At 31.2% G+C, this 22,594-nt stretch carries 18 protein-coding genes; 16 read left to right on the forward strand and 2 right to left on the reverse strand.

Annotated elements, in window-relative coordinates:
• Positions 1-14 precede the first annotated feature (14 nt).
• From purM to purB, 6 genes are read left to right on the forward strand one after another with little or no spacing between them, the layout of a single operon-like run.
• A complete protein-coding gene (purM, locus tag DW911_RS00105) occupies positions 15-1,040 on the forward strand; it encodes a phosphoribosylformylglycinamidine cyclo-ligase (RefSeq protein ID WP_118430816.1) in 1,026 nt (341 codons plus the stop codon).
• The gene (gene purN, locus DW911_RS00110) at positions 1,034-1,627 is read left to right on the forward strand and encodes a phosphoribosylglycinamide formyltransferase (protein WP_118430818.1); all 594 of its coding nucleotides are present in this window, start codon (positions 1,034-1,036) and stop codon (positions 1,625-1,627) included. Before purM ends, purN begins: the two co-directional genes overlap by 7 nt.
• A complete protein-coding gene (gene purH / locus DW911_RS00115; protein ID WP_118607328.1) occupies positions 1,628-3,154 on the forward strand; it encodes a bifunctional phosphoribosylaminoimidazolecarboxamide formyltransferase/IMP cyclohydrolase in 1,527 nt (508 codons plus the stop codon).
• 17 nt (positions 3,155-3,171) lie between these two features.
• Positions 3,172-4,425, forward strand: coding sequence for a phosphoribosylamine--glycine ligase (gene purD, locus DW911_RS00120; protein ID WP_118607329.1), 1,254 nt, complete (start codon positions 3,172-3,174; stop codon positions 4,423-4,425).
• Positions 4,426-4,436: 11 nt separating this feature from the next.
• Complete coding sequence (locus DW911_RS00125) at positions 4,437-8,195, forward strand: phosphoribosylformylglycinamidine synthase (RefSeq protein WP_118430824.1); 3,759 nt, start codon at positions 4,437-4,439, stop codon at positions 8,193-8,195.
• Between the two features lies 1 nt (position 8,196).
• Entirely contained in the window at positions 8,197-9,579 is a 1,383-nt protein-coding gene (gene purB, locus DW911_RS00130) for an adenylosuccinate lyase (RefSeq protein ID WP_118430826.1), read from the forward strand.
• A 29-nt stretch (positions 9,580-9,608) separates the two neighbouring features.
• Here purB and DW911_RS00135 read toward each other — a convergent pair whose 3' ends face one another.
• A complete protein-coding gene (locus tag DW911_RS00135) occupies positions 9,609-10,484 on the reverse strand; it encodes a LysR family transcriptional regulator (RefSeq protein ID WP_118430828.1) in 876 nt (291 codons plus the stop codon).
• Positions 10,485-10,613: 129 nt separating this feature from the next.
• Between DW911_RS00135 and DW911_RS00140 the strand changes: the two genes are divergently transcribed.
• The 3 genes from DW911_RS00140 to DW911_RS00150 are packed head-to-tail and all read left to right on the forward strand — an operon-like array spanning position 10,614 to position 12,866.
• Positions 10,614-10,847: a hypothetical protein gene (locus tag DW911_RS00140; protein ID WP_118430830.1), complete on the forward strand. Its 234-nt coding sequence runs from the start codon at positions 10,614-10,616 to the stop codon at positions 10,845-10,847.
• Entirely contained in the window at positions 10,840-11,685 is an 846-nt protein-coding gene (locus tag DW911_RS00145; protein WP_118607330.1) for a DUF3737 family protein, read from the forward strand. The genes DW911_RS00140 and DW911_RS00145 overlap by 8 nt, the downstream gene beginning before the upstream one ends.
• 5 nt (positions 11,686-11,690) lie before the next feature.
• Positions 11,691-12,866, forward strand: coding sequence for a MalY/PatB family protein (locus DW911_RS00150; protein WP_118430834.1), 1,176 nt, complete (start codon positions 11,691-11,693; stop codon positions 12,864-12,866).
• Positions 12,867-12,874: 8 nt separating this feature from the next.
• Here DW911_RS00150 and asnA read toward each other — a convergent pair whose 3' ends face one another.
• Entirely contained in the window at positions 12,875-13,882 is a 1,008-nt protein-coding gene (gene asnA, locus DW911_RS00155; protein WP_118607331.1) for an aspartate--ammonia ligase, read from the reverse strand.
• Between the two features lie 171 nt (positions 13,883-14,053).
• Here asnA and proB point away from each other — a divergent pair, with 171 nt between their 5' ends.
• From proB to DW911_RS00190, 7 genes are all read left to right on the forward strand, one after another.
• On the forward strand, positions 14,054-15,190 hold the full coding sequence (gene proB, locus DW911_RS00160) for a glutamate 5-kinase (protein WP_118430838.1): 1,137 nt from the start codon (positions 14,054-14,056) through the stop codon (positions 15,188-15,190).
• Complete coding sequence (locus DW911_RS00165; RefSeq protein ID WP_118430840.1) at positions 15,183-16,424, forward strand: glutamate-5-semialdehyde dehydrogenase; 1,242 nt, start codon at positions 15,183-15,185, stop codon at positions 16,422-16,424. The genes proB and DW911_RS00165 overlap by 8 nt, the downstream gene beginning before the upstream one ends.
• A gap of 113 nt (positions 16,425-16,537) precedes the next feature.
• Positions 16,538-17,083, forward strand: a complete 546-nt coding sequence (locus DW911_RS00170; protein WP_118430842.1) for a V4R domain-containing protein — start codon at positions 16,538-16,540, stop codon at positions 17,081-17,083.
• Positions 17,070-17,945: a sensor domain-containing diguanylate cyclase gene (locus DW911_RS00175; protein WP_118430844.1), complete on the forward strand. Its 876-nt coding sequence runs from the start codon at positions 17,070-17,072 to the stop codon at positions 17,943-17,945. Before DW911_RS00170 ends, DW911_RS00175 begins: the two co-directional genes overlap by 14 nt.
• Positions 17,946-18,076: 131 nt before the next feature.
• Positions 18,077-18,544: a MarR family winged helix-turn-helix transcriptional regulator gene (locus tag DW911_RS00180; RefSeq protein WP_118607332.1), complete on the forward strand. Its 468-nt coding sequence runs from the start codon at positions 18,077-18,079 to the stop codon at positions 18,542-18,544.
• On the forward strand, positions 18,531-20,747 hold the full coding sequence (locus DW911_RS00185) for an ABC transporter ATP-binding protein (RefSeq protein WP_118430848.1): 2,217 nt from the start codon (positions 18,531-18,533) through the stop codon (positions 20,745-20,747). Before DW911_RS00180 ends, DW911_RS00185 begins: the two co-directional genes overlap by 14 nt.
• The gene (locus DW911_RS00190) at positions 20,740-22,587 is read left to right on the forward strand and encodes an ABC transporter ATP-binding protein (protein ID WP_118430850.1); all 1,848 of its coding nucleotides are present in this window, start codon (positions 20,740-20,742) and stop codon (positions 22,585-22,587) included. The genes DW911_RS00185 and DW911_RS00190 overlap by 8 nt, the downstream gene beginning before the upstream one ends.
• Positions 22,588-22,594: the final 7 nt, after the last annotated feature.

Below are 22,594 nucleotides of genomic sequence, written 5' to 3' on the forward strand. Positions count from 1 at the left end.
AAGGAGAGAATAAGATGGATTACAAAAAAGCTGGTGTTGATATTGAAGCAGGATATAAATCCGTTGAATTAATGAAAAAACATGTTAAACAAACAATGCGTCCTGAAGTATTAGGAGGCATTGGTGGGTTTGCTGGTGCTTTTGATTTAAGTGGCATTAAAAATATGGAAGAACCTGTTCTTTTATCTGGTACAGATGGATGCGGAACAAAGGTTAAACTTGCTTTTGTAATGGATAAACATGACACAATAGGTATTGATGCTGTTGCTATGTGTGTAAATGATATTGCTTGTTCAGGAGGAGAACCATTATTTTTCTTAGATTATATTGCTTGTGGTAAAAATTATCCTGAAAAAATTGCAACAATTGTCTCTGGTGTAGCTGAGGGATGTAAGCAATCAGGTTGTGCTTTAGTAGGTGGGGAAACTGCTGAACATCCTGGTTTAATGCCTGAAAATGATTATGATTTAGCTGGTTTTGCTGTTGGTGTTGTTGATAAAAAAGACATTATTGATGGTAGTACAGTTAAAGATGGGGATGTTTTAGTTGGTATTGCTTCAAGTGGTGTTCATAGTAACGGTTTTTCACTTGTTCGTAAAGTATTTGATATGACTCAAGAATCTTTAAATACATATTATGATGAATTAGGAAAAACTTTAGGAGAAGCTTTAATTGAACCAACACGCATTTATGTTAAAGCATTAAAAAATGTGAAAGATGCGGGCGTGACAATTAAAGGATGTAGTCATATTACTGGTGGCGGATTCTATGAAAATGTTCCTAGAATGTTACCAGAAGGTGCTAAGGCAATGATTAAAAAGAATAGTTATCCGATACCACCTATCTTTGATTTAATTGCTAAAGAAGGAAATATTGAAAGTCATATGATGTATAATACGTTTAATATGGGATTAGGTATGGTGATTGCTTTAGATAAAAATGATGTAGATACGGCTTTAAAAGCAATTGAAGCTGCTGGAGATCAATGCTATGTTGTTGGTTCAATTGTATCTGGTGATAAAGGTGTAGAATTATGCTAAAGATGGCTGTCTTTGTTTCTGGGGGAGGAACAGATTTACAATCAGTTATAGATGCTTGTCAAAGCGGTCAAATTAATGGGGAAATAAAACTTGTTGTTTCAAATCGTAAAAATGCTTATGGTTTAACACGTGCCAGCAATGCTGGTATTGAAACAGCAATTGTAAAAAATAATGATCATTTATTGGTGGAAATGCTAAAAGAAAGAGAAATTGATTTAATTGTGTTAGCAGGATATTTAGCTATTTTAACTGATGAGTTAATTGATGCTTATCCTTGTAAGATTATCAATATTCATCCTTCTTTAATTCCATCATTTTGTGGACCCGGATTTTATGGAATGCATGTTCATGAAGCTGTACTTAAAAGAGGGGTTAAAGTGTCAGGAGCGACTGTTCATTTTGTAAGTAGTGAGGTTGATGGGGGACCTATTATCTTACAAGAGGCATGTGATATTTCCGATTTAGATAAAGCAGAAGATATTCAAGCAAGAGTGTTAGAAATAGAACATCGTATTTTACCTCAAGCGGTTGCTTTATATTGCGATGGAAAAATAAAAGTTGAAAATGAAAGGGCAAAGGTGATTTAAATGAGCAAAAGAGCATTGATGAGTGTTACTAATAAAGATGGTATTGTGGATTTTGCTAAGGGGTTAGTTGAACTTGGCTTTGAAATTGTTTCGACTGGGGGAACAATGAAAGTATTAGAAACAGCAGGAGTAAAATGTATTGCTATTGATGATGTGACTGGTTTTCCAGAAATGTTAGATGGTCGTGTAAAGACATTACATCCTAAAGTTCATGGGGGATTATTATTTAGAAGAGATTTACCTGAACATGTTGAAACAGTAAAAAAATATGGAATTCAACCTATTGATTTAGTTTGTGTTAATTTATATGAATTTGAAAAAGCTTTAAAAGAAGGAAAACCAATGGCTGATATGATTGAAAATATTGATATCGGTGGTCCATCAATGATTCGTTCAGCTGCTAAAAACTTTAAAGATGTTTTAATTGTCACTGATCCTCGTGATTATCAAAATGTTTTAGATGCGATTAAAGATCAAAAAGATGATTATGATTTTAGATTAAATTTAGCGTATAAAGCATTTAGTTTAACAGGAAGCTATGATGCTATGATTTCTCGTTATTTTGCAGGTGTTGTTGGTGATGAATTCCCAGAAATTTTAAATATGTCTTATAAAAAAGTAGAACACTTACGATATGGTGAAAACTCACAACAAGCTGCTAATAAATATGAAGACACTTTTGTTCAAAAATCATTATTAGACTATGAACAATTACATGGTAAAGAAATTTCATTTAATAATGTTAATGATTTATATGGAGCTGTTGCTGTTGTTAGAGAATTTAAAGATCAAATTGTAACAGCTGCGATTAAGCACTCTACACCTTGTGGTGTTGCTATTGGAAATACAGGCTATGATTCTTATATGAAAGCTTATGAAGCTGATCCTCAATCTATCTTTGGCGGAATTGTAGCAGTAAACTATAAAATTGATAAAGCAACAGCAGAGCAAATGCATAAGATTTTCTTAGAAATTGTTGCTGCACCAGACTATGATGATGATGCTTTAGAAATTTTAAAGAAAAAGAAAAATTTACGTATTTTAAAACTAAAGAACTTGGATGCAAGAGAAGCTAAATATGATATTAAATATCTTGAAGGAAAAGTTTTAGTTCAAAAATTAAATACTGAAATGATTAAAGAGATGAATGTTGTCACAAAAGCTCAACCTACTCCAGAACAATTAAGTGATATGGAATTTGGTATGAAGGTTGTTAAATATGTAAAATCTAATGCGATTTGTATTGTTAAAGATGGTGTGACTTTAGCTATTGGTGGAGGACAAACATCAAGAGTATGGGCTTTAGAAAACGCAATTCATAATAATCCTGATAAAGATTTTAAAGGAGCCGTTCTTGCTAGTGATGCCTTCTTCCCATTTAGTGACTGTGCCGAAGTTGCGTATAAAGCTGGTATTGGTGCTATTATTCAACCAGGTGGATCTATTCGTGATCAAGAATCTATTGATTTTTGTGATGAACATGATATTCCAATGGTATTTAGTGGATATAGACATTTTAGACATTAAGAGAAAGGAATTTGAAAATGAAAGTTCTTGTTATTGGTAGCGGTGGTCGTGAACATGCGATTGCTTATAAATTGAATCAAAGTCCTCAAGTAGATCAAATCTATGCAATTCCTGGTAATCCAGGAATTGCTCAAATTGGTACATGTGTTGATGGTAGTGTTGAAGATAATGATATGATTGTTTCTTTTGTTAAAGAACATCAAATTGATTTAACGGTCATTGGACCTGAAGTTCCTTTATGTAATGGTTTAGCTGATGATTTAGAAGCAGCTGGATTCCTTGCTTTTGGACCTACACGTCATGCAGCTACTTTAGAAGGAAGTAAAGCTTTCTCTAAAGATTTTATGATTAGACATCATATTCCTACAGCACGTTATGTAGAAGTAACGGATTATCAAGATGCAGTGAATCAAATTGATCATTTTGATTTTCCTTTAGTAATTAAAGCAGATGGTCTTGCTGCTGGTAAAGGTGTCGTCATTGTTGATAACAAAGATGATGCTATTAAGACTTTAAAGGAAATGATGGTTGATGGAGCATTAGATGGTGCTGGAAGTAAAGTTGTTTTAGAAGAATTTTTAACTGGATTCGAATGTTCTTTACTTTGCTTTACAGATGGTAAAACAATTGTTCCTATGGTTTCAGCAAAAGATCATAAACAAATTTTCGATGGTAATAAAGGACCTAATACAGGTGGTATGGGAACCGTCTCACCAAATCCCTTTATGCCAGATAACATGGATGAAGTTTTAAAGGAAACTGTATTAGATCCATTTATGAAAGGTTTAAAAGAAGATCATATGGATTACCGAGGGGTTGTCTTTATTGGTTTAATGATTGAAAATGGACAAGCTAAAGTATTAGAATTTAATGTTCGCTTTGGAGATCCAGAAACACAATCTATCTTACTTCGATTAGATAGTGATTTATACGAAATTATGGTGGCTTGTGCTAAAAGAGAACTTGACCAAGTTGAAGTGAAGTGGTCTAATAATCATGTAGCTTGTCTTGTTCTTGCTAGTGGCGGTTATCCAGGAAAATATGAAAAAGGAATTGAAATTAGTCATGTAGAAGATGTGGCTGATGATATTGTTGTTTTCCATGCAGGGACAGCTTTAAAAGATGGAAAATTAGTTACAAATGGAGGACGTGTTTTAAATATTTGTGCTAAAGGACAATCTTTAAAAGAAGCACTTGATAAAGTATATCAAGCTGCAAATATCATCGATTTTGATGGTAAATATTATCGTAAAGACATCGGTCTTAGATAGGGGGAGCATTCATGAGTCATGTAAGAAGAATTTATGTAGAAAAAAAGAAACAATACGCTACTGAAGCTAATGAAATTAAACACAATTTAACAGAACAATTAGGACTTACAATTCATTCATTACGTATTATTAATCGTTATGATGTTCAAGGAATTAATGAAGAAATATTACAACAAGGAATTAATACAATTCTAGCAGAACCAATGGTTGATAATGTTTATGATGAAGATTATCCAAAATCAGATAAAGAATCAGTATTTGCTTTGGAATTTTTACCAGGTCAATATGATCAAAGAGCTGATTCATGTGAACAATGTTTTGCAATTTTAACAGGGAATACTTCCTCTAAAGTTAAATGTGCACGCTTATTTGTTATTGATGTTGATCATAATGAAGAAACAATCGAAAAAATTAAACATTTCTTAATCAACCCTGTTGATCAAAGAATTGCTAGTTTAGATAAACCTGATGATTTAACAGATAAAGCTCCTGTTATTAAACCTGTTCCTGTATTAGAAGGTTTTAATCAATTAGATGAAACAGGACTAAAACAATTCTTAAAAGATAATGGAATGGCTATGAATCTTGCAGATTTACAAGTAACACAAGATTATTTTAAGAATGAAGAAAAAAGAGATCCTACTGAAACAGAAATTAAAGTATTAGATACATATTGGTCAGATCATTGTCGTCATACAACTTTTGCGACAATTATTACTGATTTAGATATTGAAAGTGGTGCTTTCAAAGAAATACTAGAAAAAGACGTAGAAGACTATAAGACTAGCCGTCATTTAGTTTACGGTATTGATACAAAACGTCCGCTTACTTTAATGGATTTAGCAACTATTTCCATGAAAGAATTAAGAAAAACAGGATATTTAGATGATATGGAAGTATCTGAAGAAATTAATGCATGTTCTGTAGAAATAACTGTTCATACTAATGAAGGTGACGAACAATGGTTGTTAATGTTTAAAAACGAAACACATAACCATCCTACAGAAATTGAACCATTTGGGGGAGCTGCTACTTGTTTAGGTGGGGCTATTCGTGATCCACTTTCAGGAAGAGCTTATGTTTATCAATCAATGCGTATCACTGGAGCAGGAGATCCTCGCCAAGCTTTAGCAGATACAATGCCTGGTAAATTACCACAACGTAAATTATGCCAAGAATCAGCACATGGTTTTTCTAGTTATGGTAACCAAATTGGTTTAACTACAGGTTATGTTCATGAAATTTATGATGAAGGTTATGTAGCTAAAAGAATGGAACTTGGAGCTGTTGTTGCGGCTGCGCCTAAAGAACAAGTTAAACGTCTTGAACCATTAAAAGATCATATTGTTTTATTAATTGGTGGTCGTACTGGTCGTGATGGTATTGGTGGGGCTACTGGATCTTCTAAATCACACGATGTAAAATCAATTGAAACTGCTGGGGCTGAAGTACAAAAAGGTAATCCAGTAGAAGAAAGAAAAATTCAAAGATTATTTAGAAACAAAGAGGTTAGTGAAAAAGTTGTTAGATGTAATGACTTTGGAGCTGGCGGTGTTTGTGTTGCTGTTGGTGAACTTGCACCTGGTCTTGTTATTGATTTAGATGCTGTCTTGAAAAAATATGAAGGTTTAACAGGTACTGAACTTGCTATCAGTGAATCTCAAGAACGTATGGCTATTGTTATTGATGAAAAAGATGAAGCCTTCATTAAAAATGAATGTGCTAAAGAAAACTTAGAGGTTGTACGTGTTGCTGTTGTTACTGATGATAATCGTTTAGTGATGAAGCATATGGGAAAAGATATTGTTAACATTTCTCGTGATTTCTTAGATGCTGCTGGTGCTAAGCGTTACCAAGATGTTAAAGTAACATTACCTGATTTTACACAAACTCCGTTTGATGAAGTAAAACAAAATAATTTTGTTGATACAACAAAAGAAGTTTTATCTCGTTTATCAGTAGCAAGTCAAAAGGGATTAGTAGAACGATTTGATTCTTCAATTGGTAATGGTACTGTATTATCTCCTTATGGAGGACGTACATATCATACTGAAACAGAAGGTATGGCTGCTTTAATTCCTGTTTTAGGAAAAGAAACAACAACTGCTTCATTAATGGCTTATGGTTATAATCCTAAGATTGCAAAATGGTCTCCATATCATGGTGCTATGTATGCTATTGTTGAATCAGTAGCTAAGATTGTAGCTATGGGTGGCGATTATCATACAATTCGTTTCTCTTTCCAAGAATATTTTGAAAAACTATTAGATGATCCTTATAAATGGGGTAAACCAATGGCAGCTTTATTAGGTGCTTATCGTGTTCAAAAAGAATTATGTTTACCTTCAATTGGTGGTAAAGATTCTATGTCAGGATCATTTGAAAATATTCATGTTCCACCAACACTTGTTTCATTTGCGATTACTTCTAGTGATGTAAGTGATGTGATGACACCAGAAGCAAAAGAAGCAGGACATATTTTAGCTGAAGTTATGATTAATAAAGATCAATTTAAAGTATTTGATTTTGATCATTTAAAGAAACAATATGATGCTATTCATAAACTTATGCAAGAAGGTAAAGTATATAGTGCCTATACTGTTAAAGATGGTGGAGTTATTGAAGCAGTAAGTAAGATGGCTTTTGGTAATCATATTGGAGCTGCTTTTAATGTTGATTATTCATTAAAAAGTTATGTATCAAAGGATTATGGAAATATCGTTATTGAAGTTAAATCAGAAGAAGATTTAGCAGTCTTTGATCAATATCGTGTTGTAGCTACTTTAAATGATGCAGATACTTTATCATATGGTAGTGACGCAATTACTTTAACTGAAGCGTATGCTATTAATAAAGCACCATTAGAAAGTGTTTATCCTACTAGAGAAAAAGCACCAACTACTCAAATTAAAGTAGCAGAATGTAAAACAAGATCTACATTACAACCAAAACAATATGTAGAAACACCTTTAGTTGTTATTCCTGTATTTCCTGGAACAAACTGTGAATATGATTCAAAACGCGCTTTTGAAAAAGCAGGAGCAAAAGTTGAACTTGTGTTAATTAGAAATAAAACAGAAGCCATGTTAGAAGAATCAATTAATGCTTTGGAATTAGCTATTAAACGTGCTAATATAGTGATGTTACCTGGTGGATTCTCAGCTGGTGATGAACCTGAAGGATCTGGTAAGTTTATCGCTACTGTACTTAGAAACCCTAAGTTAAAGACAGCAATTCAAGATTTATTAGATCATCGTGATGGTTTAATGATTGGTATTTGTAATGGATTCCAAGCTTTAATTAAATTAGGTTTATTACCTTATGGAGAAATTAGAGATATGTCTAGTGATGATCCAACATTAACATTTAATACAATCGGACGTCACTTATCTCAATTTGTAGATACACGTATTGGTAGTGTAAAATCACCATGGCTTGCTAATGTACAAGTTGGAGATGTTCATGTTATTCCTATTTCTCATGGTGAAGGACGTTTTGTTGCTCCTGAACCAGTGATTGAAGAATTATTTGCTAATGGACAAGTATTCTCACAATATGTTGATCCTAATAGAAAAGTAACAATGCAAACACCATATAATCCAAATGGTTCAATGTATGCTATTGAAGGAATTATTTCTAAGGATGGACGTGTTATTGGTAAAATGGGACATAGTGAACGTCAAGGTGAAAATCGCTTTAAAAATGTTTATGGTGAAATGGACCAAAAATTATTTGAAGCAGGTGTAAATTATTTTAAAGGTGGAAAATAGAATGGAAAAACAAGAATTTGAATGTTTAACTCTTTGTCCTTTAGATGGACGTTATTCAGGAGTAAAAGATGCACTAGGAGAATATTTTTCTGAATATGCATTAGTTAAATATCGTGTTTTTGTTGAAATTCAATGGTTAAAGTTCTTAATTGAAAATGTTGAAAGTGATATCTTAGCTAAGTTTGATAAACAAGACTTAGCTAAGATTGAAGCTATTTCTAAAGAATTCAATTATGATTCATTTAAGGCTATTAAAGACATTGAAGCAACAACACGACATGATGTTAAAGCAGTAGAATATTTTATTGGTCATCAATTAAAAGATATGGGGTATGACTATTTAATTAGTTTTGTTCATATTGGATGTACTTCGGAAGATATTAATAATACATCTTATGCTTGTATGTTAAAACATGGTTTAAAAGATGTGTGGTTAAAAAAAGCTAAAGAATTTGCTGATATGATTAATGGTTGGGCTGAAGAACATAAAGATGATGCCATGCTTGCTCATACTCATGGTCAACCAGCAACACCAACAACAATTGGTAAAGAATTTAAAGTATATGCTTATCGTTTTTATTCAAGTATTGAAAATGTTGAAAACATTAAAATCAAAGCTAAATTTAATGGAGCAACAGGAAACTATAGTGCTATTTTAACTGCTTTCCCTAATTATGATTGGCAAGCATTAGCTAAAAAGTTTGTTGAAGAATATTTAGGACTTACTTTTAATCCACTTACAACACAAATAGAAAGTCATGATTATACATGTCATATATTAGACGGTATTCGTCATTTTAATAATGTGTTAGTTGATTTTGATGTTGATATGTGGTTATACATTTCAATGGAATACTTCAAACAAATCCCTGTAAAAGGAGAAGTAGGAAGTAGTACAATGCCTCATAAAGTTAATCCAATTCGATTTGAAAATAGTGAAGCAAATATTGATATGTCTAATAATATTTGTGTAGGATTATCTAATAAATTACCTAAATCTCGTATGCAAAGAGATTTATCTGATTCTTCAAGTCAAAGAAATATTGGTTTAGCATTTGGATATTCAATTCAAGCTATTAGCGAAACAACAAATGGTTTAGCTAAATGTGTTGTTAATAAAGAAAAACTAGCTCATGATTTAAATGAAAAATGGGAAGTTTTAGCAGAACCAATTCAAACAATGCTTAGAAAATATGGTATTTCTGATGCTTATGATCAATTAAAAGAACTAACTAGAGGAAAAAATATTTCTCAAGAAGCAATTATGGAATTTGCAAAAGGATTAGAAGTCTTATCTGATGAAGATCGTCAAACTTTACTTGATATGACACCTGCAAGTTATATTGGTCTTGCTAATCAATTAGCTACATTAAAATTAAAATAATAATTAAAAAAGCTATCGACTCATTGGAGTTAATAGCTTTTTATTTGCTTTTTTAATTCATTTAAAAAGTATTGCGCTGGTTTAGATAAGACTTTATACTTTTTCCAGATGACATCAAGTCCTGCTTCTAATTGTGGAAAAAGAGGAATAAATTTAAAACTTTCATGATTAATGAGGTCTTTAAGACCAATTATAATAGCGTTGTTTTCTTTTGCAAGTAAGGAAGCATTATAAATAAGATTGTAAGTAGAAGATATATGGTAGTGTTTAAATTCTTGTTGTGCCCAGTTTTCAAATTGTTTATATTTTAATTCTTGAGTTGAGCAAATTAAAGGGTAGGGACTAAGATCGTAGGAAGTGATTTTGTTATGCAAAGCTAAAGGATGAGTAGCAGTAACATAAATTCCCCAAATATCTTTATAAGGTAAGGTCAAATAATTATATTTATAGATGTTTGCAGGTTGAATGACTAACCCAAAATCAAGTAATCCTTTTTCAAGACGATCGACGACATCTTGTTCATTTCCACTATATAAATGAAATTGAATGTGAGGATAGGCATCCTGACATTTTTTAATTGCTTTAGCAATGATTTGCATACCGATTGTTTCACCACTACCGATATAAACATCGCCACTTATTTCTTCGTCTAGAAGCATGATTTCATTTTCCGTTTTTTCAACTAAACTAATGATTTCTTCTGCTCTTTGTCTAAGAATAATGCCTTCCTCTGTTAAACTGATTTTACGACTTCCTCTAATAAATAATGGTTTTCCTAAATAATCTTCAAGTTCTTTCATTTGTCTAGAGAGAGTAGGCTGAGTTATATGTAAGCTTTCTGCAGCTTTTAAAATTGTTTCTTCTCTTGCAATGGCGAGAAAGTATTGTAATAAACGTAATTCCATAATGATCACTCCTAGAGATATTTTAATACTTTTATATATGCCTTACAAGCATAAAAAACTATGAAATATAAGTATTGGATTATATGTTTAATGCTTATTAAAATAAAGTAGTAAGGAAGTGATAAAAAGATGAATCAAAAAGTTCAAGACATTTTACTTAATTTACAAGCTGCAGATTGTAACGATGAATTAATTCAAGAATGTCTTTTAAGATATGAAATGCAGGATTTAAAAAAACTGATTAAATTATTGCAATGTCATCGTTGTGGTCTAATAGAAAAGTTACACCAACAACAAAGAAAAATAGAATGTTTGGATTATTTGATTTATTGTTTAAAAAAGGAGTATGAAGAAAATGAATAATACAGTTGTAAAACAACAAAAGTTAATAGGAGAAAGAGCTTTATTTCAAAGTCATCATATACAAATAGAAGATAGTGTTTTTGAAGATGGAGAATCTCCATTAAAAGAAAGCCAAAATATTGATATTAAAGATACTATATTTAAATGGAAGTATCCATTATGGTACTGCCAAAATGTATCCGTAAATAACAGTACATTATTAGAAACAGCACGTTCAGGTATTTGGTATACGCATCATATTGATATTAAAGATAGTGTTATTGACGCACCTAAAACATTTAGAAGAAGTACATATATTTCATTAGATCATGTTAACTTGTTAAACAGTCAAGAAACATTATGGAATTGTCAAAACATTAAGATAAATGCAGTTCAAGCAAAGGGCGATTATTTTGGAATGAACAGTGAAAATATAGAAATTAATGATTTACGTTTATCAGCTAATTATTGTTTTGATGGTGGTAAGAATATTGTTGTCAGAAATTCTAAATTGATATCAAAAGATGCTTTTTGGAACTGTGAAAATATCACAATTTATGACTCTGTTATTATTGGCGAATATTTGGCTTGGAATACTAAAAATATTACTTTTATTAATTGTACAATAGAGAGTTTACAAGGATTATGCTATATTGAAGGATTAAAAATGATTAATTGTAAACTGATTAATACAAATCTAGCGTTTGAATTTTGCAAAGATATCGACGTTGAAATTAATAGTCATATTGACAGTATTACTCATCCTCTTTCTGGCACAATTAGAGCTAAAAGTATTGGTGAAATCATCATGGATGAAAAAGATAATTCAGATGTAAATATTATTGTAGAGGAGGAATAAAGAAAATGTATGATTTTTCTAAAATGACAAACCGTAGAGGAAGTGATAGTTATAAATGGGATGTTGGCGAAAACGAACTTCCTATGTGGGTAGCGGACATGGATTTTGAAACAGCTCCAGCTATTATTGATGCTTTACATCAACGGGTGGACCATAAAATATTTGGGTATAATGTAATAGGCGATGATTACTTTGCAGCTTATCAAAGCTGGTGGGAAAGAAGGCATCATTTTCATATTGAAAAAGAATGGATGATGTTTGTAACCGGCGTTGTTCCAGCCATTTCTTCAATTGTTAGAAAAGTGACAACAGTCGGTGAAAATGTATTGATTATGTCACCAGTATACAATATTTTTTATAATTCTATTTTAAATAATGGGAGACATGTTATATCGAGTGATCTTGTCTATGATGGTAATGAGTATCATATTGATTTTGAGGATTTAGAAGCAAAATTAGTTTTAAAACAAACATCATTAATGATTTTCTGTAATCCACATAATCCAATTGGAAAAATATGGAATCGTAAGACACTAGATCGTATAGGTCAGCTTTGTAAAAAACATCATGTTATTGTATTGAGTGATGAGATTCATTGTGATATTGTTCGCCCGGGCAAAGAATATATTCCCTTTGCTTCTGTATCAAAAACAAATTTAGAAAATAGTATAACGTGTATTGCTCCAACTAAAGCTTTTAATATGGCAGGTTTACATAGTGCTTGTATTGTTGTTTATGATGAAGTATTGCGTCATAAAGTGAATCGAGGTATTAATATTGATGAAGTTGCCGAAGCTAACAGTTTTGCAATTTGTGCTACTAAAGCTGCATTTAATGAAAGTGAAACATGGCTTAATGAATTAAATGAATATATTCAACATAATAAGGATTATGCTAAAAAATTTATTGAAAAAGAATTAAAGAATATTCATTTAGTAGAAGGGGATGCAACTTATTTATTATGGATTGATTGTCATCGTATTTGTCATGATAGTGTTGAATTAACCCAATTTATTCGTTTGCATACTGGTTTATATGTAAGTGATGGCTTAGAGTATGGTAAAAATGGACAAGCATTTATCCGAATGAATGTAGCTTGTCCATTTGAGAGATTAAAAGATGGACTTCATCGTTTTAAAGAGGGAATAGAATTATATATGAAAGAAAAAAGTGTTCGTTAGAACACTTTTTATAGTAAATAAATTTTATGTTTTTTACATTCATCAATCATTTCTTGAGGCCATATACTTGCTTGGACTTCACCGATATGTGCACGTTTGAGTAATAACATACATAATCTTGATTGACCAATACCGCCACCAATAGTGTAAGGTAATTCTTTATTAATAATAGCTTGATGATATGGCAATGAAAGACGATCTTGGAAATTTTCTAATTCATGTTGTTCTACAAGTGATTTTTCATCAACACGAATTCCCATACTAGAAATTTCTAATGCACATTGTAATGGTTCGTACCAGAATAAGATATCACCATTTAAGTTCCAATCATCATAGTCAGGTGCACGCCCATCATGTTTTTGTCCGCTTTTTAAAGTGTGTCCAATTTTCATGATAAAAACACAACCATATTTTTTAGTAATTTCATTTTCTCTTTCTTTTGCAGAAAGGTTAGGGTATAAGTCTTCTAATTCTTGGCTGGTAATAAAATGAATATCATCAGGTAAATGATTAACAGCTTGAGGATATTTATACCATACCTCATGTTCCATATGTTTGATAACTTTAAATATTTCTTTAACATGAGTTTTTAAAGTTTCTTCATTTCTTTCATCTTTAGAAATAACTTTTTCCCAGTCCCATTGGTCTACATAATATGAATGAAGATTATCAACTGTTTCATCTTTTCTGATGGCATTCATATTTGTATAAAGACCTTCATGTAAGTTAAATTCATATTTTTTTAATGCCATTCTTTTCCATTTAGCAAGTGAATGAACAACTTCAATAGGATCATTTTCTAATTCTACAATATTAAATGATACAGGTGTTTCTACACCATTTAGGTTATCATTTAAACCACTGCTTTTTGGTACAAACAATGGCGCAGAAATTCTTTCTAAATGAAGAGCTTTACCAAATTCTTTTTGGAAAGTATCTCTTATATATTTAATAGCTTCTTGTGTTTGTCTTAAAGATAAGACAGGATCATAGTTTTTAGGTATAATTAAATTCATGTATTGTCCCCCTCAATAATTTATTACTATTTTAACATTTTATTGATAATGTAAAAGGGAATAATAAAAAATTATAATATGTATAAATAGTTATTATATATTATTCGCTCTGTTTATTGTCAAAAATGGTGTGATAAGGTATAATTGATTGAAAATACGGGGGAAATTTAAATGCGTAATTTACAACATATTGATAATATCATTATTAAAATTGGATCATCTTCTTTATGTAATGAAAGTGGGACTTTAGATAAAGAAAGAATTTTAAATCTTATTAGTCAAATAGCTATATTAAAAAGAAAAGGAATCAAAGTAACTTTAGTTTCTTCGGGTGCAATAAATGCAGGAATGCAAGTTCTTCAACTTGAAAAGCGTCCTCAAGATATCGCTAAAAAGCAAGCTTTAGCTGCTGTTGGGCAAGCTCATTTAATGCAAATTTATGAAGAATTATTTAATTTATATCATTTAAAGTGTGCTCAAATTTTGTTAAATCATGATGATTTTGATGATCGTAAACGTTTAATGAATCTTCATTATGCAATGAAATCGGTTATTGATTATGATGTGATTCCAATTATTAATGAAAACGATACTTTAGCAGTAGAGGAAATTAAAGTAGGTGATAATGACACTTTAGCTTCTTTATTAGTACCCATTATTGATGCTCAATTATTAGTTTTAGTAAGTGATATAGATGGATTATATAACGATAATCCACATACTAATAAAAATGCAAAGCTTATTGAAAACGTTGAGGGGATCACACGTGAAATTATGGATTTTGCTAAAGATGCAACGAGTGCTGTAGGTACTGGGGGAATGATTACTAAAATTAGAGCTGCTAAAATTGTTAATGATTATGGTTGTGATATGGCTATTGTTAATGGAAATCAAGAACATGTTTTAGTTGACTTATTAGAAGGTAAAAATGTTGGAACTTATTTTGATGGTAAACCAGGAAGAACATTAAGTTCTCGTGATCACTGGATTATGTATCGTTCCTCACCTAAAGGTAAAATCATCGTTGATAATGGGGCAAGACAGGCTATTAAAATGCATCATACATCTTTACTTCCTAAAGGAATTAAAGATGTTGAAGGTTCTTTTGTACTTGGCAGTGTAGTGGATATCGTTGATGAGACGGGACATCTTGTTGCTAGGGGAATGACAAACTATTCTAGTGATGAAATTAAGTTGATTAAAGGACTAAATAGTGATCAAATAGAGGATGTTTTACATTATAAAGATTATGATGAAGTTGTTCATGCTGATAATTTAGTGATTTATAAGGAGGTTGTTCATGGATAATAGAATTCAAATGCAATTAAGACAAGCAAAAGAGGCGAGTCGTTATATGCAAAATATAAAACCAGAGGTAAAAGAAAAAGCGCTAAAGAAAATAAGTGATGCTTTATTAACTCATGTTAATTTAATTATTCAAGAGAATCAAAAAGATATTTTAGATGCTAAAAATAATGGTATTAAAGAATCAATGGTCGATCGTTTATTACTTACTCGTGAACGGATTGAAGCTATGGCTCAAGATATTTTAAAAGTAGTAGAACTAAATGATCCTATTGGTGAAGTTGTGAGAACAATCAATAGACCTAATGGTTTGTTGATTAAACAAGTACGTGTTCCTTTAGGAGTGATTGGTATCATTTATGAATCACGTCCTAATGTAACCGTTGATATTGCTTCTTTGTGTATCAAAACAAATAATGTTTGTGTTTTAAAAGGGGGTAAAGAAGCAATACATTCTAATCGTATTTTAGTTAAAATCATGAATGAGGCTATTAAAGATTTATTACCTGAAAACTGTATTGTTTTAATAGAAACGACACAAAGAGAACAAATTAATGAGCTTATTCAGGCTCATGATTATGTCGATGTGATTATTCCTCGTGGCAGTGCTGGTTTAATACAATATGTTGTAAAAAATGCCACTGTTCCTATTATTGAAACGGGTGCCGGAAGATGTCATTTATATGTAGATAAAGAAGCTAACTTGAATATGGCTTTAGAAATTGCAATTAATGCTAAAATACAAAGACCTTCAGTATGTAATGCCATTGAAACAATTATTGTTCATCAAGATGTAGCACCTACTTTTTTACCAATGTTGCAAGATGCATTTAATCAAAAAGTAACACTCTATGGTGATGAAAGAACACAACAAATTATTTCGTGTTTAAAAGCAACAAGTCAAAATTATGCTACTGAATATGATGATTATATTTGTAATATAAAAGTTGTTGAAGATATCAATGAGGCAATTAGCCATATTTATCAATATTCTACAAAACATTCAGAATCAATTGTTACTGAAAATAAAGAAACAGCTCAATATTTCATGGATGCATTAGACTCTGCATGTCTTTATCATAACGCTTCAACTCGTTTTACTGATGGAGGACAATTTGGTTTTGGTGCCGAAGTGGGCATTTCTACCCAAAAATTACACGCCAGAGGACCATTAGGATTACCAGAGATTACATCAACAAAATATCTTATTTATGGAAATGGACAAATAAGAAAATAATTATAAAACTACCTTTACTTAAGTGAGGGTAGTTTTATTACTTTCAATTGTTTTTTATTGATGTGATGATATAATGAAATTATACTTGTGTTTTTTATATGAGGAGGGTAAAGATGAAAAATATATTTGAAGTAGACCCTGAAAGTCATTATCAATTTGAATGGAAAAAGTTAGGTGATATCAAAAAAGGAAGAGAAAATCTTGGTGAAGAAATGCCGGTTCTTGTTTATAGAATTTTAGAATACAGTATGAATCATGTCTTATTCAATAATTTTGGAAAAGAAAAAACAGACGAGATTTTTAGACAGGCAGGTTATTTGGCAGGGATGGAGTTTGCTAAAAATATTTTGCCTTTAGATCAAGATGAGAGCACTTTTGTAAGTACATTAGCTAAAACTTTAGAAAGTTTAAAAGTGGGTATTTTAAGAATGGAAGAAGCTGATTTTGAAAAGGGGGAATTTATCATTACAGTTCATGAAGATCTTGATTGTAGTGGTTTGCCTCCTACTGGTGAAGTGGTATGTAAATATGATGAAGGTTTTTTAGCGGGTATATTAGAAGCTTATGCTAATAAACCATTTAGGGTAAGAGAAGTTGATTGTTGGTCTAGTGGTAGCCGTGTATGTCGCTTCAAGGGTACTGTAGATGATGGAAAATAATGATCAAGAAATCTTTTTAGAATATATTAAACAACTTTTATATAATACTGATGAAGCATCTCTTCATCGTGAAAAACTGTCAAATAGTGTAAGTCAACTTGCTGATGGTTTAGAATACTTAGGGGAGATTATTAAAGATGAAAAAAATGTGCTAACAAAGATGGCACAGGGAAAGATTGATGCAGACTTTCAATATTCTCATCATTATTTAGCTGCACCTGTTAAAAGTATACAAAGTAATTTAAAACATTTATCTTGGGTAGCTAAAAGAGTTGCAGCAGGGGATTACCAACAGTCTGTTTCTAATTTGGGAAGTTTTTCTGACTCTTTTAATGAAATGATTAAGCAATTAGATCAATATCGAGATCAAATGGAACAAATGAGTAATACAGATGTATTAACAGGTGTAGGCAATCGACGTGCTTTTAATATTCTCATTGAGAAATTATGGGATCAAGATATAAATTGTTCGGTTTCTTTTATTGATATTGATGGCTTAAAGTATTGTAATGATCATTATGGACATTCTCAAGGGGACTATTACATTCAATCAGTATGTCAGATTTTAAAAGAAAACTTAAAAGAAAATGAATTTATTTTTAGATTTGGCGGGGATGAATTTTTGGTTTTATCACAAAGAGATTGTGCTGAAGATTGTCAAATTCGTCTTGTACAAATTCAAAATGAATTGGTTGAAAAAATGGAACATACTGTTAGTTATCCTTGTGGATTTAGTTTTGGCTGTATTGATGTTAAAAAAATCCCTAACAAAACAATTAGTGAATATTTAAGTTTAGCTGATAAAAAAATGTATCATTCTAAAATGCAACATTATAAGGCCCATTATAAAGAATTTAAATAATGAATTAATAGAAAGCAGATAAAAGGTGGTAACACCTTTTTTATTTTTTTATATAGTTAGTACACTAAATGTATTGACATTGTTTAGTGTGCTAACTATAATGATTAGCGTACTAACTAAGGAGGTGTATCATGAAAGATCAACTTTGCTTTGAAGATATAAAAGGAATTTTTTTACAATTTAAATCATTACATAAAAAAATACATGAATTAACGACAAAAAAAAGTAATATGGAAGGATTATCTGCTGATCAGTGTTATTTATTATTTTTAATTGAATATAGTGATCATCCTAATCAAAAGATGTTGGCAGAACGATTAAAGATTACGCCAGCAACATTATCGGTAAGACTACAACGTTTACAAAAAGCTGGTTACATTGAAAAAATTGTCAGTGTTCAAGATAAACGCAATGTAACTTTACATACGACTGATAAAGGAAAAAAAGAAAGCAGTGAATGTAAAGAAGGAATGAAATCTTTTACAGTGCGTTTATTTGATGGTATTTCTAAAGAGGATATTGAAAAAATGAAAGAGTACTGTGAAATCTTTGAACGAAATATGAATGTAATGAAGGAGGAGTTAGATGTTAAAGATTAGAAAATATTTAAAGAAATTCTGGTTTTTTATTTTAGCTTGTATTTGTTTGTTATTCGTACAAGCGCAATCTGAATTAACTTTACCTGATTATATGAGTGATATTGTATCTGTTGGTATTCAAGCTGGTGGTTTTGCATCACCTGTAAGTGATATCTTAACGGAAGATACGTATCAACATTTAATGTTGTTTGTTGATAAGAAAGATCAACAAAAGGTAAAAGATGCTTATCAGCTTAAAACAGTTAACGCTGATATTAAAGATACTTTTCCTAAGGCTAAAGGCAAAGTATATAAATTAAAAGATTTATCGGATAAAAAAGAAAGTCAATTAGAAGATATTTTAATGAAACCGATGTTAATGGTTACTTCAATTGATAGTATGGACCCAGCGAGTAAAGAATATCAAGAAAAGTTTGGTCAGTTACCACCACAAATGTCAGTTTATGATGTCATTGGCATGATGAATGATGAACAAAAAGATAAAATGTTTAATGACATTGATAAAAAGATGGATACGATGGGTGAAAGTACTTTAAAGATTGCTGCTGGTAATGGTGTAAAAGCTGAATATAAACGTTTAGGTGGCGATATTGATAAAGTTCAAACTGATTATATTTTTCGTGCAGGATTAAAGATGCTAGGGATTGCTTTAATTGGTACATTGGCTGCGATTACTGTTGCTTTTTTCTCATCAAGAGTAGGAGCAGGGGTAGCCCGTGCTTTAAGAAAAGATGTTTTCAAGAAAGTTGAAAGCTTTTCTAATGAGGAATTTAATCATTTTTCTACTGCTTCTTTAATTACGCGTACAACAAATGATATTACACAAGTTCAAATGGTAACGATGATGTTACTAAGAATTGTATGTTTTGCACCTATCATGGGGGTAGGAGCATTGATTAAAGCTCTCACAAATTCACCTTCTATGACATGGATTATCGGTATTGTTTTAATTGTTATCTTTGGAGTAATGGCTATTGCTTTTGCAGTTGTTATGCCTAAGTTCAAAATTATTCAAAATTTAATTGATAAATTAAATTTAACAATGAGAGAAAACTTATCAGGAATGCTTGTTATTCGTGCTTTTGGTAATGAAAAACACAGTGAAGATCGTTTTGACAGGGCTAATCAAGATTTAACAAAAGTTAATTTATTTGTTAATCGATCAATGGCATCTATTATGCCAATTATGATGTTTATTTTTAATGTTGTTACTTTAATTATTGTTTATTATGGTGCTAAACAAATTGATTTAGGAAATCTAGCCATTGGACAAATGATGGCTTTTATGCAATATGCAATGCAAATTATTATGTCATTTTTAATGATTGCCATGATTGCCATTATGTTACCTCGTGCGAGTGTTGCAGCAAATCGTGTATATGAGATCATTGATACCAAACCTTCAATTGAAGATCCTAAAAACCCAATTGCTTTTGATGAAAATAAAAAAGGATTAGTTGAATTTAATGATGTTTCATTCTGTTACCCAGGAGCACATGAACCAGTATTATCACATATTAGCTTTACTGCTAAACCTGGTCAAACAACTGCCTTTATAGGTTCTACAGGTTCAGGTAAATCAACATTAATTAATTTAGTTCCTCGTTTCTATGAAGTAAGCGAAGGAAGTATTAAAGTATCGGGTGTTGATATTCGTGATGTAAGTCAACATGATTTACGTCAACATATAGGTTTAGTGCCTCAAAAAGGAAATTTATTTTCAGGTACAATTCGTTCTAATTTAAAATATGGAGCACCTGATTTAAGTGATGAAGATTTAGAAGAAGTGATTCGTGTAGCGCAAGCCAAAGAATTTATTGATCAAAAAGAAGAACGATTAGATACTGAAATATCACAAGGTGGTACAAATGTTTCTGGTGGACAAAAACAAAGATTAGCGATTGCAAGAGCGATAGCTAAAAATCCTGATATTTATATTTTTGATGATAGTTTTTCAGCATTAGATTTCAAAACTGATGCTAAGTTACGTCAAAAATTAAATAAATTGGTCAAAAAGACAAAGAGTACAGTTTTATTAGTTGGTCAAAGAATCGCTTCAATTATGGATGCAGATCAGATTATTGTATTAGATCAAGGTAAAATTGTTGGTCAAGGAACACATGATCAATTAATGGAATCATGTCAGGTTTATCAAGAAATTGCCTATTCACAATTATCAAAGGAGGAACTAAGTCATGAGTAATGAAAATAGAAGACGTGGACCTCGAGGACCTATGGGTGGCATGAGAGGTAATGGTGAAAAAGCAAAGAATTTTAAAGGAACTTTAAAGAAGTTATTTGTTTATTTAAGACCTTATTATTTTAAATTAGCAGTTGTTGTTGTTTTTGCTATTGGTTCGACGATCTTTACTATTGTGGGGCCTAAGATCTTAGCTAAAGCAACAGATAAATTATCTGAAGGTATTATGGCTAAAGTCAATAATACTGGAAGTATTGATTTTAAATATATTGGTTATATTTGTTTAATATTGGTTGGACTCTATTTAATTAGTGCTTTATTTAGTTTTATTCAAGGATTTATTACATCTTCTATCTCACAAAAAGTGGCTTATGATTTAAGACAGTCATTATCTAAGAAGATGTCAAGAATGCCTTTAAGTTATTTTGATCGTCATTCTAGTGGTGATACTTTAAGTAGGGTGACAAATGATATTGACACGATTGCTCAATCATTGAATCAAAGTCTATCACAGGTCATTACGTCATCAGTGACAGTAGTGGGTATCTTTATTATGATGTTAACGATTTCTGTTAAGATGACGATTGTGGCTGTTTTGGTTTTACCGTTATCACTTATTTTAATTACAACGGTAATGAAACATTCACAAAAATACTTTGCTAGACAACAAAAATCTTTAGGTGATGTTAATGGTCATATTGAAGAAATGTATGGTGCTCATGATGTAGTTAAAGCATTTAATGGAGAAGCTAAATCAGTAGCTACTTTTAATGAATATAATGATGCATTATATGATTCAGCATGGAAATCACAATTTTTATCTGGTTTAATGCAACCATTAAGTAATTTTGTTGGTAACTTAGGTTATGTTGGCGTATGTTTACTAGGTGGTTTCTTAGCCGGTGGTAATACCATTACAATAGGAGATATTCAAGCATTTATCCAGTATGTAAGACAATTTAATCAACCCATAGCCCAACTTGCTCAAACAATGAATATGTTACAAAGTACGGCAGCTGCTGCAGAACGTGTATTTGAATTTTTAGATGAAAAGGAATTAGAGCCTGAAACTGTAAAAGTAACACCAGATGAATTAAGTCAAATTCATGGTTCAGTGACTTTTGATAATGTTAATTTTGGTTATCTTCCTGAAAAGACAATTATTAATGATTTTAATATGCATGTTCATGCCGGACAAACAGTGGCTATTGTTGGACCTACTGGTGCTGGTAAAACAACAATTGTTAAGTTATTGATGCGATTCTATGAACTTAATAAAGGTTCAATTATGATTGATGGTCATGATATTCGTGATTTTTCTCGACATGATTTAAGAAGCTTGTTTGGAATGGTTTTACAAGATACTTGGTTATTTAATGGAACAATTAAAGAAAACTTAATGTATGGTAAACTTGATGCTAGTGAAGAAGATGTCAAAAAAGCATGTTCGATGGCTTATGTTGATCATTTTGTTAATACATTAGAAGATGGATATGAAACTATTCTTGATGAAGAATCATCAAATATTTCTCAAGGACAAAAACAATTGCTTACCATCGCTAGAGCGTTCTTGAAAGATCCAAAGATTTTGATTCTTGATGAAGCTACTTCATCAGTTGATACCAGAACTGAAGTTTTAATTCAAAAAGGAATGGAAAAATTAATGGAAGGTAGAACAAGTTTTGTTATTGCTCATCGTTTATCTACGATTCGTGATGCCAATACAATCATTGTTATGAAAGATGGCGATATTGTTGAAATTGGTAATCATGACGAATTAATTGAAAAAGATGGCTTCTATGCTTCTTTATACCGTTCACAATTTGAAGGTAGCGAAATATAATGAAATG

This window comes from Erysipelatoclostridium sp. AM42-17 (assembly GCF_003480255.1).
Classification (GTDB): domain Bacteria; phylum Bacillota_I; class Bacilli_A; order Erysipelotrichales; family Coprobacillaceae; genus Faecalibacillus.

Bases quoted from the DNA above. Each gene is read 5' to 3' on its own strand.
- purN (WP_118430818.1), top strand. From the start codon at position 1,034: ATGCTAAAGATGGCTGTCTTTGTTTCTGGGGGAGGAACAGATTTACAA.
- purM (WP_118430816.1), top strand. From the start codon at position 15: ATGGATTACAAAAAAGCTGGTGTTGATATTGAAGCAGGATATAAATCC.
- DW911_RS00145 (WP_118607330.1), top strand. From the start codon at position 10,840: ATGAATAATACAGTTGTAAAACAACAAAAGTTAATAGGAGAAAGAGCT.
- purB (WP_118430826.1), top strand. From the start codon at position 8,197: ATGGAAAAACAAGAATTTGAATGTTTAACTCTTTGTCCTTTAGATGGA.
- DW911_RS00150 (WP_118430834.1), top strand. From the start codon at position 11,691: ATGTATGATTTTTCTAAAATGACAAACCGTAGAGGAAGTGATAGTTAT.
- DW911_RS00135 (WP_118430828.1), bottom strand. From the start codon at position 10,484: ATGGAATTACGTTTATTACAATACTTTCTCGCCATTGCAAGAGAAGAA.
- DW911_RS00140 (WP_118430830.1), top strand. From the start codon at position 10,614: ATGAATCAAAAAGTTCAAGACATTTTACTTAATTTACAAGCTGCAGAT.
- purD (WP_118607329.1), top strand. From the start codon at position 3,172: ATGAAAGTTCTTGTTATTGGTAGCGGTGGTCGTGAACATGCGATTGCT.
- DW911_RS00170 (WP_118430842.1), top strand. From the start codon at position 16,538: ATGAAAAATATATTTGAAGTAGACCCTGAAAGTCATTATCAATTTGAA.
- asnA (WP_118607331.1), bottom strand. From the start codon at position 13,882: ATGAATTTAATTATACCTAAAAACTATGATCCTGTCTTATCTTTAAGA.
- DW911_RS00165 (WP_118430840.1), top strand. From the start codon at position 15,183: ATGGATAATAGAATTCAAATGCAATTAAGACAAGCAAAAGAGGCGAGT.
- DW911_RS00180 (WP_118607332.1), top strand. From the start codon at position 18,077: ATGAAAGATCAACTTTGCTTTGAAGATATAAAAGGAATTTTTTTACAA.
- DW911_RS00125 (WP_118430824.1), top strand. From the start codon at position 4,437: ATGAGTCATGTAAGAAGAATTTATGTAGAAAAAAAGAAACAATACGCT.
- DW911_RS00190 (WP_118430850.1), top strand. From the start codon at position 20,740: ATGAGTAATGAAAATAGAAGACGTGGACCTCGAGGACCTATGGGTGGC.
- DW911_RS00185 (WP_118430848.1), top strand. From the start codon at position 18,531: ATGTTAAAGATTAGAAAATATTTAAAGAAATTCTGGTTTTTTATTTTA.
- DW911_RS00175 (WP_118430844.1), top strand. From the start codon at position 17,070: ATGATGGAAAATAATGATCAAGAAATCTTTTTAGAATATATTAAACAA.
- purH (WP_118607328.1), top strand. From the start codon at position 1,628: ATGAGCAAAAGAGCATTGATGAGTGTTACTAATAAAGATGGTATTGTG.
- proB (WP_118430838.1), top strand. From the start codon at position 14,054: ATGCGTAATTTACAACATATTGATAATATCATTATTAAAATTGGATCA.